Origin of the sequence: Streptomyces sp. RKAG337 (assembly GCF_023701715.1) — a bacterium.
Taxonomy (GTDB): domain Bacteria; phylum Actinomycetota; class Actinomycetes; order Streptomycetales; family Streptomycetaceae; genus Actinacidiphila.
Genome location: NZ_JAJOZA010000001.1, coordinates 3,814,998 through 3,828,896, shown reverse-complemented (window position 1 = coordinate 3,828,896; position 13,899 = coordinate 3,814,998). Strand labels below are relative to the sequence as shown.

The window sequence follows — 13,899 nt, the reverse complement described above, 5'->3', positions numbered from 1 at the left end:
CACCGCCGCGCTGTCACGACCTTGTGGTGAACCTGAGGCCCTGCTGTGAGTCCTGCGGCACGTCCGCTGCCGCGCCCCCCGCTGCCAGCTTCCTTACGGGAGACGGAAGTTGGACGGTGAACGCGGTGCGGCCGGGGACGCTCTCGACCCACACCCGGCCGCCGTGCGCCGCGACGACCGCGTACACGATCGCCAGCCCCAGACCGGTGGAACCGGATCCGGCACCCCGGGCCCGCGAGGCGTCACCGCGGGCGAACCGTTCGAAGATGTACGGGGTGAGGTCGGGCGGGATACCGGGACCGTCGTCCACCACCTGGAGCAGCACCCCGTCGTTCCGGTCACCGGTGACCCGCGCGGTCACGGTCGTGCCCGGCGGGGTGTGGGTGCGGGCGTTGCCCAGCAGGTTGGCCAGCACCTGCTGCAGCCGCTCGGCGTCCCCGTGCACGGTGGCCGGCTCGTCGGGCAGGTCCAGCCGCCACACGTGGTCGGGCCCGGCCGCCCGCGCGTCGCTGACCGCGTCCACGACGAGCGGTGACAGATCCGTCCCGGTGAGGCTCAGCGGCCGCCCCGCGTCCAGCCGGGCGAGCATCAGCAGGTCCTCGACCAGCGACGTCATCCGTCCGGCCTCGGACTCGATACGGCCCAGCGCGTGCCGGGTGTCGGGGCCGACGTCCTCCCGGCCGCGCCTGGTCAGCTCCGCGTAGCCGCGGATCGAGGCGAGCGGCGTCCGCAGTTCATGGCTGGCGTCGGCGACGAAGCGGCGGACCCGCATCTCGCTCTCCTGCCGGGAGTGCAGTGCCGAACCGACGTGCCCGAGCAGCCGGTTGAGGGACGCCCCGACCTGTCCCACCTCGGTGCGCGGATCGGTGTCCGCCTCCGGCACCCGCTCGTGGAGCGCCACCTCACCCCGGTGCAGGGTCAGTTCCGACACCCGGGAGGCGGTCGCGGCGACCCGGCGCAGCGGCTGGAGGGAGATCCGGATCAGGGCGGTCCCGGCGAGCCCGGCCGCCGCGAGACCGGCGGCGGTCACGCACACCTCCACCCAGACGAGGGTGTTGAGGGTGTCCTGCGCGCCGGAGGCCCGGATGCCGACGAGGTACGTGCCGTTCTGCGTCGAGACCGACTGCATGCGGTAGGTGCCCAGGCCGGGGACGTCGATGCTGTGCGCGGCGCCGTCGAGCGGCAGGCTGCCCAGCGCCGCGGTCTGCGCGGCGTCGAGGGACTCGGGCGTGACCTGCGGCCCGGACTCGCTGCTCTCCCGCTGGGCGCTGAGCGCGGTCTCGGTGATCTGCCCGCCGCTGACCTTGGCGCCGATCGTGCCGAGCGGCTGACCGCCGCCGATGACGAAGCCCAGGTCGTTGCCGGACCGCAGGTGCGGCAGCGGGTTCGAGCCGGGCGGCGGGCCCTCGGCGCGGTGCGCGACGGCGGCGAGCTGGGTGTCGAGCTGCCCGTACAGATAGGTGTGCAGGGCGATGGCGGTGACGGTGCCGATCACCGCGCACACGACGGCGACCAGGGCGACGGACGACACCACGAGCCGGCGCCGGAGCGACCACGGGCGGCCCGGCAGGGACCAGGGCCGCCGGCGCGGGGCCTTCACGCCGTCTCGCCCGGCTTGATCAGATACCCCGCCCCCCGCCGGGTGTGGATCATCGGGGCGCGTCCGGCGTCGATCTTGCGCCGCAGGTAGGAGATGTAGAGCTCCACCACATTGGCCTGGCCGCCGAAGTCGTAGGACCAGACCCGGTCGAGTATCTGCGCCTTGCTGAGCACCCGGCGCGGGTTGCGCATCAGGAAGCGCAGCAGCTCGAACTCGGTGGCGGTGAGATGGATCGAGTCGTCGCCGCGGTACACCTCGTGGCTGTCCTCGTTCAGAACGAGATCGCCGACGACGAGCATGGATTCGCTCCGTGCCGCGGCGGCGCCCGAGCGGCGCATCAGCCCGCGCAGCCGGGCGACGACCTCCTCCAGGCTGAACGGCTTCGTCACGTAGTCGTCGCCGCCCGCCGTCAGCCCGGCGATCCGGTCCTCGACGGCGTCCTTGGCGGTGAGGAAGAGCACCGGCACGTCCGGGGCGTCGCGGCGCAGCCGGGCGAGCACCTCCAGGCCGTCCATGTCGGGCAGCATCACGTCGAGCACGACGGCGTCGGGCCGGGCGTCGCGGGCCGCGCGCAGCGCGCCGGCGCCGTCGGCCGCGGTACGGACCTCCCAGCCCTCGTAGCGCAGGGCCATGGACAGCAGGTCGGAGAGAGCGGCCTCGTCGTCGACGACGAGGACACGCACCGGGGACCCGTCGGGACGGGACAGGTCGGCGGAGGCCGCAGCGGGGAAGGAAGGCATGGGACCAGCCTGGAAGGGGGCCCTGAGAGCATTCTTTCGGCTACCTGTGAATCTCCTGAGAAACGGCCGGTGGGGGTTCGGGCACGCTCGGCGAGAGACAGGCGGCGGTCTGTCGGGGTCCGGAATACGGCGGTCGGTCACCGGGTTGCCGCCTGCACGCACCGAGAACCAGGGAGCCGGGATCATGGGGAGCAAGGACAGCGGCGGCGTCGCGGCCGCCAGGGAATCCGTCGGCCGGTACGGCATCTGGAACGCCGGGCTGCGCTCGGACGACCCGGCGCTGCGCGGCGAGATCGCCGAGGCGGCGGCCGAACTGGACGAGCTGGGCTTCGGCGCGATCTGGCTGGGCGGCAGCAGCTCCGTCGAGCACGCCGCCCGGGTGCTCGGCGCGGCGCCCCGGATCGCGGTCGCCACCGGGATCCTCAGCATCTGGGAGCACGAGGCGGACGCGGTCGCCGCGAGCACGGCGGCGGTGGAGGCCGCCCACCCGGGCCGTTTCCTGCTCGGCCTCGGGGTGAGTCACGCACAGCTCGCCGACCGCTACCGGCGCCCGTACTCGGCGATGGTGGCTTATCTGGACGCGCTGGACGCCGCGCCCGTACCGGTGCCGGCCGGGCGGCGCGTGCTGGCCGCGCTGGGTCCGAGGATGCTGGAGCTGTCCCGCGACCGGGCGGGTGGCGCGCACCCGTATCTCGTCACGCCGGAACACACCGAGCAGGCCCGCTCGCTGCTGGGCTACGGCCCTTTGCTGGCACCCGAGTTGAAGGTCGTGCTGGAGACGGACCCGGCCGTGGCCCGCGAGACGGCCCGCGGCTATCTCGCCGGCTATCTGGCGATGCCGAACTACACCAACAGTTTCCTCCGACTCGGCTTCGAGGAGGCGGACTTCACCGGCGGCGGCAGCGACCGGTTGATCGACACCGTCTTCGCCTGGGGCGACGAGGATCGCATCCGGCAGCGAATCGAATCCTTCCACGCGGCGGGTGCTGACCATGTGGCCCTGCAAATCGTCACCGACCAGGACCGATCCGTGCTGCCCCGCGCCGAATGGCGGCGCCTGGCGGAGGTGTTGGCCTGACGCGGACGGCATCCGGCGCACCGATCTCCACAACTGACGGAGCGTTCAGTGGTGTTGATCAACCGAGTTCGCGGAGTTGGTGAGTTGATCAACTGCCGTTGTTTGTCCGGTATGTGATCAATCGTCATATTTGTGACAAACAAGGGTAGTTGTCAACGCCCACTCAAACGCATCATGTCGTATTCGTACGAAACCGATCCCCGCACCTCCACCCCGCGACAAACGGAGGTACGTTCGCCGCATGGACAGTGGCGCCGTCCCTTACACCGTCTCCGTCGACCGCATGGCCTCCGGAGATCACGCCTGTCTGGGCTTCGACAGCCACCGGGCCCGCTGGGCGGTCCGGGCCGCCTTCACCGAGGCCGGGCTGCTCCGCGGCGAGCGGGTGATCCTCTTCGTCGACCGCGGCACCACCCCCGGGAAGGCCGCCGCCCGCCTCGCCGACCACGGCGTGCCCGCCGCCCAGGCCCTGCGCGACGAGCGGCTGCTCGTCATCAACGAGACCCCCGGCTACGACCCGGAGCGCGGCTTCGACGCCGAGAGCCGGGCCGCGACCTGGCTGGACTTCACCGAGAACGCGAGCGTCATGGGCTTCAGCGGGCTGCGCGCCGTGGGCGACATGTCCTGGGCACTGGAGCCCGGCGTCGACCACGAGGAGCTCATCGACTACGAGACCGGCCTCACCCCGCTCTTCGCCGACATCGGCTTCACCGCGATCTGCGAGTACGACCGCCGGCTGTTCCCGCCCGAGCTGATGTGCCGGGTCGGCGCCTCCCACCCCACCGAGGTCCTGCAGTCCCTCGACGCCCTGCACATCACCAGGACCGGCACCATCCTGCACCTCGCGGGGAACGCCGACCTCGCCACCCGGGAGCAGTTCGACACGGAGCTGCTCCGGTCCCTGGGCGGACCGGGCCCGCCCCCGCGGCTCGTCGACCTGACGGCGCTGTCGTTCATCGACGCCCACTGCGCCACGACCCTCATCCGGCTCGCCGCCGGCCTGCCCGCCACGGCCAGGCTCGCGGTCCACTGCCCGGCCACCCACGCCCGCGTGCTGCGGCTGTGCGGCGCGGGCGAGGTCCGCCAACTGACGCTCTACGTCGAGGCGGGCTGGTAGCCGGGCGGGTAGGCGGGCCGATGGGTGGGCTGACGGGCGGGCCGGCAGCCGGGGCGGTGCCGGTTCAGCGCGCGTCGTAGGTGAGCCGGACGGCGCGCGGCAGCGACGCCACCACCAGGTCGTAGGAGTCCTCGATCATCTCCCGCACCATCCGGACCGGCAGCGACCCGTCGACCGTCACCGTGTTCCAGTGCCGCTTGTTGAGGTGGTAGCCCGGGATGACCGCCGGGTACTCCGCCCGCAGCTGTTCGGCGATCTCCGGATCGCACTTGAGGCTCACCTTGAGCGGCTCGGCCTCCAGCACGCTCAACGCGAAGATCTTCCCAGCCACCTTGAACACCGACAGATCCGGGTTCCGCGGAAACGGGAACTCCTCCTCGGCGCCCGGCATCGCCAGACACGCCGCCTTCAGCCCCCGCGCAGTCATCGCCACCATCCGGCCGACACTAGCGCCCGCTCATGACAACCCACGGGACGGGAAACACCAGAGGCCCGACACTTTCGTGTCGGGCCTCTGGCCGTAGTAGCGGGGACAGGATTTGAACCTGCGACCTCTGGGTTATGAGCCCAGCGAGCTACCGAGCTGCTCCACCCCGCGCCGTTGAACTGAACACTACGCCATCCGCGGGACCCTCAACTACCAGTCCCGCTCGACGCGGTTTTTCCGGATTGCTCCGAAAAGCAAACCAGGACCCCCTCAGACGATCTCCTCGGGGGCCCTGACCTGAGTGCACTCGGCAGGATTCGAACCTGCAACCTTCTGATCCGTAGTCAGATGCTCTATCCGTTGAGCTACGAGTGCTTGTGCTTTCCGGCGTTTTCTCACCGGTCGGCGTTGCGGGAACAACATTACATGACCTGCGGCTTCAGGTGAAATCCATTGCCCGCACCCCATCTGAGCTGCGAAAACAGCATCTGACGAGGTACCGGTGAGGGACACCCGGAGCCGGGGACACGCAACGGAGCCCCGGCCGTCCTGGGACGACCGGGGCTCCGGAAACGAGCGGAGGCTCGGGGATTTGAACCCCGGATGGGATTGAAGTCCCAAACCGCATTAGCAGTGCGGCGCCATAGACCAGACTAGGCGAAGCCTCCAGACACACCCGCGCGAGCGAGGGCGTGTGCAGATGATGGCACAGCCCGGCAGGCTGTCACCAATCGCAGACCAGGGTACAAGCCCGTCGGCGTGCAGGGCAAAGAGGATGCGCGCCCTCCAGGCGTGGCTCGCCCACGTTCGGGTGGGTTGCGCGGAAAGCGGCGCGCGGGACGGTAGGGACTGGGGCATGCGACTCAACGGCCCCGGCCCCCTCGACCGCCCCCTCTCCCACCCCGCGCCCCACCTCGCGCCCCGTCCCGCCGCCCGCCGCCGGCCCGGAGCGCGGCTGCCGCTCGCCGCCGTCCTCGGTGTGGTGCTCGCCGCCGGGCTGCCGCTGCTCCTGGCGACCGACGCCGGCGCGACGCCCTCCGCGTCCGCCGCTGCCGCGCTCCTCGCGCCGCCGGCTCCCGCCGGGAACAACCAGCTGACCGTCACCGTCGACGACGGCACCGGGAAGGTCACCACGAGCAGGCTGGACTGCGGACCCGACCAGGACCCGTCGGCCGGTCCCGCGACCTCCGGCGCCCCGGTGGCCGAACCGGAGCCCCTCGCCCCCACCACGCTCCCGGCTCCGCTCCCCGCCCCTTCCACGCTTCCCGCTCCGCTCCCCGCCCCCGCCACCCTCCCCGCTCCGGTCGGGCCGGCCAGGTCCGTGGCGGACTCCTGCGACCAGCTGGAGCGGCTGGGCGGCCCCGTGGGTCCCGTTCCGGCCGGCCAGATGTGCTCGATGATCTACGGCGGATCGCAGACCGCGCAGGTCACGGGGACCTGGCACGGCGCGGCCGTCACACAGAAGTACAGCCGGGCCAACGGCTGCGAGGTCGCCCGGTGGAACCGGATGGCACCGGTTCTGCCCGCCGCCACCGGAGGTGCGTGACGCACGCCACACCAGGGCCGATCTCGCACCGCACACGCTCGAACACCGAATCCCACAGGGGTACATGGGCATCCGCGGCCGCTCGGCCAACCGCTGCACGTACACTCGCTCTAGTGACATGCCATGGGGTCAGCGGCAAGATGGGCCGCCGGTGAGAGCCGATCGCGCGGGTTGCGCGGGGCCACCGCAGGAAGTGCGGTAAGTGCGGTAACAGGGAGGACGCGTCTCGTGAGCAGCAGGCCATCCAGAGGCGCTGCTCGCCTCGCCTCAATACTCGACGCCCTCCCCGACGCACTCTTGCTGGTCAACGGCAACGGCACGGTGGTCAACGCCAATGCCATAGCGATCGAGACCTTCGAGTCACCGGGGACGGCGTTGGTCGGGCGGGGTCTGTTCGACCTGCTGCCCGCGTTCGACTCCAAGCGGATCCCCGGCTCGATGCGCAGCGCGCAGAACACCGGCGACGACAACGGCCGTACCAAGCCGACCCGGATGGTCGCGCGGCGCACCGACGGCTCGGAGTTTCCCGTCGAGGTGACCAGCGCCAACCTCGAGGACGGCCGCACCCCGTACGACGAGCCGCAGAGCTACACCGGTGACGAGCTGCTGATGCTGGTCGTGCGGGACCTCAGCGGCACGATGGACACCGAGGCGGAACTCGCCCGCCAGCAGCGCCAGACGGAGATGATCCTGCGCGCGGCGGCCGAGGGCGTCGTCGGCGTCGACACCGAGGGCAAGGTCGTCCTCGTCAATCCGTCCGCCGCGCAGATCCTCGGCTACCGGGCGACCGACCTCGGCGGCCAGGAACTGCACCCGCTCGCGCACCACACGCGCGCCGACGGCACACCGCTGCCGTACGAGGAGACGCCGCTCGCCGACACGCTGCGCTCCGGCCGCAAGCACCGGGTGCGCGGCCAGGTGCTGTGGCGCAAGGACGGCCGGGCGGTGCCCGTCGACCTGACGACCGCTCCCGTACGGGACGGCGAGCAGCTGGTCGGCGCGGTCATGACGTTCACCGACCGGACCGCGTTCGACGCGGCCGTCGCCCGCGCCGAGCAGCTGCAGGCCGTGCTGGACGAGGCGCTGCGCGGCCCGCTGGCCGAGCTGCGCGGTGAGCTGACCGGCCTGGCCGCCGACCCCGCCGGGCAGTTGTGGCCCGAGGCGAACCAGATCCTGCACCACCTGGTGGCCGGCTACGCCCGCATCACCACACTGATCGACAACGTGCTGGCCTTCCAGCGGCTCGACCGCGGCGAGGACCGGCTGCGGCGCGAGCCCGTCGGGCTCGACAAGGTCGTCTCGGCGGCCGTCGAGGGCGCCATCGAGCTGATCGGCCCCGGTCGCGCGCAGTACGCCGTGCACGCGCCGCCGATCGAGGCGGCGATCGACGGCGAGCGGATGTCCCAGGCGCTCGCGCACCTGATCGCGGACGTCGCGGGGGTGGACGCGGCGGGCAACGCCACCGTCATCACCGGCGGCGGCGACTCGACGATCGTGGTGGCGGCGGCCCAGCGCGGCGACGTCATAAGGATCGACGTGCGGGGCCCGCACGCCGGCGGCAACGCGGTGCACCTGCCGATCGCCCGCGGCATCGTCGAACGGCACGGCGGCGTCCTGCAGACGCACGAAGTGCCGGGCCAGGGCAGCGCGTACGTCCTTGAGGTGCCGCTGGGCTCGGCCGCCATCGCGGCCGCGGGCCGTGCGGCGGCCGCCGCCGCGGTGAAGGACGGGGCCCGCGAGTCCGAGACCACCGTCATGCCGATGCCCGCGAAGCCCGCCCGGGGTACGGGCGGCGCGACCGGCAACGGCACGGGCGGCAAGGCTCCGGCGCGCGGCGCGGCGACGCCTCCCGCGGGCACCAACGGTACGAACGGCCAGGGCGGCCAGGGCGCGCCCGCGGCCGGAACGCCCGCCGGTGGCACGCCCGCGACGGGCTGGGCCGGCAGCGGCGAGCCCGGGGTCGCGGGCACCGAACGCGCGGCGCGGCCGCGCCGGGCCGGCGACGACGGCGGCACCGTGGTCGCGCCGTGGGCGATCCCCACCGCGGGACCCGACGAGCAGCAGGACGGCCGCGCCCGGAACGAGGGACACAGCCAGGCGCAGCCGGGCGAGCACGAGACACCGACCGGTCGCCGGCGCGCGCTGCGCCGCCCGCTGCCGGACGAGCCGGGCGCGGGGGACACCGCGGGCGGCGCCGCGGCGGCCGACCTGACGCCGGCCGAAGGGCCGGACCAGCAGAACCACCCGGTGCAGCAGGGCCAGCAGCCCAGCGGCCGGCGGGCCCGCCGGACGCTGTCCGACGGTCAGCAGCCCGCACCCGAACTTCCCGCGGCACCCGTCCAGCACGCCCTCCCGGCGGCCGGCGAACAGGCCGTGCCGCAGGGACAGCCGCAGGGGAGCGACGGCAACGGCGCCTCCCTCGCCGGGCAGGAGCCCGGGGCAGGACGTCGCGCCCGCCGGATCGCACCCCCGCAGCCGGGGGAGTCGGACGGAAACGGCAACGGGAACGGCAGCGGTCCCATCGCCCTGCCCGCGCAGCACTCCCACGAGGCGTCGGCACCGATGCCGGCGGAGGAGCGTGCGCCCGGCCAGCCGGTACCGCAGGCGCCGCCGGTGCCGCACCAGGGCGGGCCGCAGGACCAGAACAGCGCGCCGCAGCCGGTGAGTCCGCAGTGGCCGGACGCCGGCCGGCCGGTGCCGCCGACGGCGCCCGCGGCCGAACCGGGCGCGCAGGCAGCGCAGAACCAGAACCAGAACCAGGGTCCGTCCCAGGCGATTCCGGGGCAGGGACAGCGCACCCCGATGCCGCCCTCGGGCGGAACACCGCAGCCCTACGCCCAGAACCAGGGCCAGCAGCAGGGGCAGCAGCAGGGCCAGAGCCACGGCCGGGCGATCAGCGTGCGCACGCTCGGCCAGGGCGTCGCCTTCGTCCAGCCGATCCCGACCCAGGCCCAGCCGCAACCCCAGCCGCAGCCCGAGTCGTTCCCCCAGCAGAATCCCTCCGGGTCCGGCCGCCGGCGCAAGCTCAACGGAGCGCAGCAGGACGACGGCCATGACGTGGAGGCCCGCCCGCACCCGCAGGCGGACCCCGACAGCGGCCAGCTCCCGATCGCCCGGCCGCCCGCCACCGACGACCGGAGCGACGGCCAGGGCGTCGAGCACCAGGACGGCGGCCAGCAGACGGCGCTGCTCCGTACGGTCGTTCCCGGCCGGGCGTTCGCCATAGGGGCACCCGCCGAGGGCGACGAGGGCCCCGAGCCGCTCGACGGTCCGAACGGCGCCGTCGAGGTCATCGAGGAGCCGGCGGGCGAGCCCGGCCGGCTGCTGGACGAGCCGCGCAGGCTGCTGGTCTGGCCGGAGCCGGATGTCTCGACGCGCCAGGCGCTGACCGACCGCGGCTACCGCCCGGTCATCGTCCGGTCCCGCGCCGAGGTGGACGCGCAGGTCGCCGAGCCGCCCGCCGCGCTCTTCGTCGACCCGCTGACCGGTCCGATCACCCGCACGGCGCTGCAGTCACTGCGCCAGGCGGCCGCCGAGGCCGAGGTGCCGGTCCTGGTGACCGCCGGGCTCGGACAGGCGACCCGCGAGGCGGCCTACGGCGCCGACCCGGCCGTCCTGCTCAAGGCGCTCGCGCCGCGGGACAGCGAGCAGCACCCGCCGCGGGTGCTGCTGATCGAGAGCCACCTGGACATCGCCCAAGCCTTCACCGCGACGCTGGAGCGGCGCGGCATGCAGGTCGCGCACGCCTCCTCCGAGGTCGAGGCGATGACGACGGCCGCGCAGGTCAGGCCGAACCTGGTGGTGATGGATCTGATGCTGGTGCGCCGCCGCCGGCAGGGGATCATCGACTGGCTGCGCAGCAACGGCCAGTTGAACCGCACCCCGCTGGTCGTCTACACCTCCGCGGACATCGACCCGGCGGAACTGCCGCGGCTGGCCTCCGGCGAGACGGTGCTGTTCCTCGCGGAGCGGTCGACGAGTACGGACGTGCAGTCGCGCATCGTGGACCTGCTCGGCAAGATCGGGTCCTGGCCGGTCGCTTAGCCCAGGACCCGACCCGCCGCGGCGATCAGTCCTTCGCCGCCCCGGCGACGTACGTCACGGCGATCTGCTCCAGCCGGTACTGCTCCCGGATCACCTTCTTGTCGAACTTGCCGACCGAGGTCTTCGGCACGGCCGGGATGATCGCCCAGCGCTCCGGCAGCTGCCAGCGCGCGATGCGTCCGGCGAGGAACTCGCGCAGCTCCTCGTACGAGACGGTGGCGCCCTCCTTCAGCACGACGGTGGCCAGCGGCCGCTCGCCCCAGCGCTCGTCGGGCACGGCGACGACCGCGGCCTCGGCGACGTCCGGGTGGGCCATGAGCTGGTTCTCCAGGTCGACGGAGGAGATCCACTCGCCGCCGGACTTGATGACGTCCTTGGCCCGGTCGGTGAGGGTGAGGTAGCCGTCGTGGGTGATGACACCGACGTCGCCGGTGCGCAGCCAGCCGTCCGGGCTGAACTTGTCCTCGGGGCGCAGCGGCTCGGCGCCGGCGCCGCCGAAGTAGGAGTTGGCGATCCAGGGGCCGCGTACCTCCAGCTCGCCCGCGGACTCGCCGTCCCAGGGCATGAGCTCGCCCGCCGGGCCGACCAGCCGGGCCTCGACGGAGGCGGGGAAGCGGCCCTGGCTGATGCGGTACGGCCACTCCTGCTCGGGGGTGAGGCCGGCCGGCGGGTGGGCCATGGTGCCGAGCGGGGAGGTCTCCGTCATGCCCCAGGCGTGGCACAGGCGCACGCCGTGCTCCTCGTACGCCTTCATGAGGGAGGGCGGGCAGGCGGAGCCGCCGATGGTGACGGTCGCCATGGAGGAGATGTCGCGCGGCTTGGCCGCGAGCTCGGCGAGCAGGCCCTGCCAGATGGTCGGGACGGCCGCGGCGTGGGTGGGGCGCTCGCTCTCGATCATCTCGGCGAGCGGGGCGGGCTGCAGGAAGCGGTCCGGCATGAGCATGTTGATGCCGGTCATGAAGGTGGCGTGCGGCAGTCCCCAGGCGTTGACGTGGAACATCGGCACGACGACGAGGGTGGTGTCGCGGTCGGTGAGGCCCATCGACTCGGTCATGTTGACCTGCATCGAGTGCAGGTAGACGGACCGGTGGGAGTAGACGACGCCCTTGGGGTCGCCGGTGGTGCCCGAGGTGTAACACATGGCGGCGGCGGTGCGCTCGTCCAGCTCCGGCCAGTCGTACGTGGTCGGGCGGCCGGCCAGCAGTTCCTCGTAGTCGTGCACGGCGGGGCGGCAGCCGTCGAGCAGCGAGCGGTCCCCGGGGCCGACGACCACGATGTGCTCGACGGGCTCCAGGGCTGGCAGCAGCGGTGCCAGGAGCGGCAGCAGCGAGCCGTTGACGAGGATGACGCGGTCGGCGGCGTGGTTGACGATGAACGTCAGCTGCTCGGTGGGCAGCCGCAGGTTCAGGGTGTGCAGCACCGAGCCCATGGACGGGATCGCGAGGTACGCCTCGACGTGCTCCGCGTTGTTCCACATGAGGGTCGCGACCCGTTCGTCCCGGGCCACCCCCAGCTCGTCGCGGAGCGCGTTCGCGAGCTGGATCGCCCGGACCCCGATCTCGCGGAAGGAGCGGCGGTGCGGCTCGGCGTCCCCGGTCCAGGTGGTCACCTGGGACCGGCCGTGCACCAGAGCACCATGGACCAGGATGCGGGTGACGGTCAGCGGTACGTCCTGCATCGTGCTCAGCACCGGAAGCCTCCACGGGTTACGTGCGGGTAAGGTCCCGGTGATTCTGCTTCCATACCGGTCGGTATGTCACTACCTGGCGCGCAATTCAGGGTCATCGCGCAATTTCCCGAGGGCCCGGGAGACCGCGCTCTTGACCGTTCCGACCGAGACACCGAGGGCCTCGGCCGTCTGTATCTCGCTCATGTCCTCGTAGTAGCGGAGTACCACCATCGCCCGCTGCCGGGCGGGAAGCCGGGAGATGGCACGCAGCAGCGCGTCGCGCTGGGCCTGCTGCTCGGTGTGGTCGGGGGCGGTGGACAGCGGCTCGGGGACGTCCTCGGTCGCGAATTCGTCGATGCGGCGCTTGCGCCACTGCGAGGTGCGCGTGTTGACCAGCGTGCGGCGGACGTAGCCGTCCAGCGCCCGGTGGTCGTCGATGCGGTCCCATGCCAGGTACGTCTTGGTCAGCGCGGTCTGCAGCAGGTCCTCCGCGTCGCACGGGTTCGCGGTGAGCGAGCGCGCGGTACGCAGCAGCGTCGGGCCCTTGGCCCGGACGTAGCTGGAGAACTGCATCGTGCTGGTGCTGGTGCACACAGGCGTGGTCATGCCCTCAACGCTATGAGCGCCGCCCGCCCGGCGGATCCGCCGGAGGTGCCGAAGCGGGATCACCCTGAAGTCGTAGGACGGGGGCTGTCCCCACCTCCCGTAGGCGGACCCGCCCCTGAGGAAGACGGGCCTCTGGGTGGGGTCGGGAGGTGGGGTCGGGAGGTGGGCGGGGGCGGCCGGGAGGACGGGGCCGCGGTCCGGCGCTAGCCGATCACGGCGACCGGAGCGTCGATGAGGTCGCGGTCGATGTTGATCGTCCGGCCCCCGTACTGCTCGGTGACGTTCCCCGTGTACTGGTGGATGCGGCTGTGCGGCGTCCACACGTCGCGGGGGAGCACGGGCTCGGACTCGAGGGTGGGTGTGACGTTCCAGCGGGCGTACCAGAGGACGCTCGGCAGGTCGGCGGCGCCGGCGGCGCGGGCCTGCTCCATGTGCATGATGCCGGAGTCCGCGCTGCTGTAGAAGCCCGGAATGTAGCCGAGCCGGCGGACCTCCTTGTCCCAGGCCTGGACGAAGGCGAGCGTCGGCGCCGTGCAGGACGCGGTGCGGATGTCGTACGACTCCATGTCCAGGTACAGGGCGCTGTTCTCGACGAAGCCGAGGTCATGGGCGCGCTGGACGGCGTCCTTGGCCTCGGTCACACCGCTCCCCGCCGGATTGGCCGTGTCGATCGTGTACGCCTTCTTCGTGCTGCTCGTCGTGCAGGGCGACTGCGAGCCCACATAGATCGGCAGGATGCTCCAGCCCCCGGTGTTCACCGTCCGCACCCAGGAGGGGGTGAGGTTCGGCTGCTGCGGGCAGGCGCGGGCCCGGCCGCCGAAGTAGACGCCGACGGCGCCGTACGGGGAGGTGCCGTGCCAGGCCTGCAACGTGTCGGCGGTCGGGGTCTCGCAGGTCTCGAAGCCGGTGCCCTGGAAGAACCGGGCCCCCTGCAGCGATTCGGCGGAGGGGTCGGCCGCCGCGACGCCGCCGCTGACCAGGCAGGCCAGCGTCGCCACAGCCGCCAGGACCGAAAGGACATATCGGGTAATCTGCTTGGTTCCACGCATGGCGCGAGTCAACGCGCCCCTCG

10 protein-coding genes and 3 tRNA genes are annotated in these 13,899 nt (G+C 72.6%); 4 read left to right on the top strand and 9 right to left on the bottom strand.

The genetic code is table 11. The features are described 5' to 3' along the window. Positions 1–13: 13 nt before the first annotated feature. Positions 14–1,600 carry a sensor histidine kinase gene (locus LNW73_RS16990; protein ID WP_250990490.1) on the bottom strand — a complete coding sequence of 529 codons (1,587 nt, stop codon included), beginning with the start codon at positions 1,598–1,600 and terminating at the stop codon, positions 14–16. After that, positions 1,597–2,340 carry a response regulator transcription factor gene (locus LNW73_RS16985; RefSeq protein ID WP_138356286.1) on the bottom strand — a complete coding sequence of 248 codons (744 nt, stop codon included), beginning with the start codon at positions 2,338–2,340 and terminating at the stop codon, positions 1,597–1,599. Before LNW73_RS16985 ends, LNW73_RS16990 begins: the two co-directional genes overlap by 4 nt. 184 nt (positions 2,341–2,524) lie before the next feature. Here LNW73_RS16985 and LNW73_RS16980 point away from each other — a divergent pair, with 184 nt between their 5' ends. After that, positions 2,525–3,418, top strand: coding sequence for an LLM class F420-dependent oxidoreductase (locus LNW73_RS16980; protein ID WP_250990489.1), 894 nt, complete (start codon positions 2,525–2,527; stop codon positions 3,416–3,418). Between the two features lie 241 nt (positions 3,419–3,659). Then, a complete protein-coding gene (locus LNW73_RS16975) occupies positions 3,660–4,535 on the top strand; it encodes an MEDS domain-containing protein (protein ID WP_250990488.1) in 876 nt (291 codons plus the stop codon). Positions 4,536–4,599: 64 nt separating this feature from the next. Here LNW73_RS16975 and LNW73_RS16970 read toward each other — a convergent pair whose 3' ends face one another. The 4 genes from LNW73_RS16970 to LNW73_RS16955 all read right to left on the bottom strand — a co-directional run bounded on the left by LNW73_RS16970 (position 4,600) and on the right by LNW73_RS16955 (position 5,630). Continuing rightward, positions 4,600–4,962: an MmcQ/YjbR family DNA-binding protein gene (locus LNW73_RS16970; RefSeq protein ID WP_250980232.1), complete on the bottom strand. Its 363-nt coding sequence runs from the start codon at positions 4,960–4,962 to the stop codon at positions 4,600–4,602. Positions 4,963–5,059: 97 nt separating this feature from the next. After that, positions 5,060–5,133 (bottom strand) — tRNA-Met (locus LNW73_RS16965). 131 nt (positions 5,134–5,264) lie between these two features. Beyond that, positions 5,265–5,337: transfer RNA gene (locus tag LNW73_RS16960), tRNA-Arg, on the bottom strand. 202 nt (positions 5,338–5,539) lie between these two features. Beyond that, positions 5,540–5,630 (bottom strand) — tRNA-Ser (locus LNW73_RS16955). A gap of 188 nt (positions 5,631–5,818) precedes the next feature. Between LNW73_RS16955 and LNW73_RS16950 the strand changes: the two genes are divergently transcribed. Both LNW73_RS16950 and LNW73_RS16945 read left to right on the top strand, forming a co-directional pair. After that, positions 5,819–6,508, top strand: coding sequence for a hypothetical protein (locus LNW73_RS16950; protein ID WP_250990487.1), 690 nt, complete (start codon positions 5,819–5,821; stop codon positions 6,506–6,508). A gap of 228 nt (positions 6,509–6,736) precedes the next feature. Further along, entirely contained in the window at positions 6,737–10,552 is a 3,816-nt protein-coding gene (locus LNW73_RS16945) for a hybrid sensor histidine kinase/response regulator (protein WP_250990486.1), read from the top strand. A gap of 25 nt (positions 10,553–10,577) precedes the next feature. On the opposite strand, the gene LNW73_RS16940 is transcribed toward LNW73_RS16945, so the two are convergent. The 3 genes from LNW73_RS16940 to LNW73_RS16930 all read right to left on the bottom strand — a co-directional run bounded on the left by LNW73_RS16940 (position 10,578) and on the right by LNW73_RS16930 (position 13,876). After that, positions 10,578–12,242: a long-chain fatty acid--CoA ligase gene (locus LNW73_RS16940; protein WP_250990485.1), complete on the bottom strand. Its 1,665-nt coding sequence runs from the start codon at positions 12,240–12,242 to the stop codon at positions 10,578–10,580. A 69-nt stretch (positions 12,243–12,311) separates the two neighbouring features. Continuing rightward, complete coding sequence (locus LNW73_RS16935) at positions 12,312–12,827, bottom strand: SigE family RNA polymerase sigma factor (RefSeq protein ID WP_138359153.1); 516 nt, start codon at positions 12,825–12,827, stop codon at positions 12,312–12,314. Positions 12,828–13,030: 203 nt separating this feature from the next. Further along, the gene (locus tag LNW73_RS16930; RefSeq protein WP_250976683.1) at positions 13,031–13,876 is read right to left on the bottom strand and encodes a DUF1906 domain-containing protein; all 846 of its coding nucleotides are present in this window, start codon (positions 13,874–13,876) and stop codon (positions 13,031–13,033) included. Positions 13,877–13,899 lie beyond the last annotated feature (23 nt).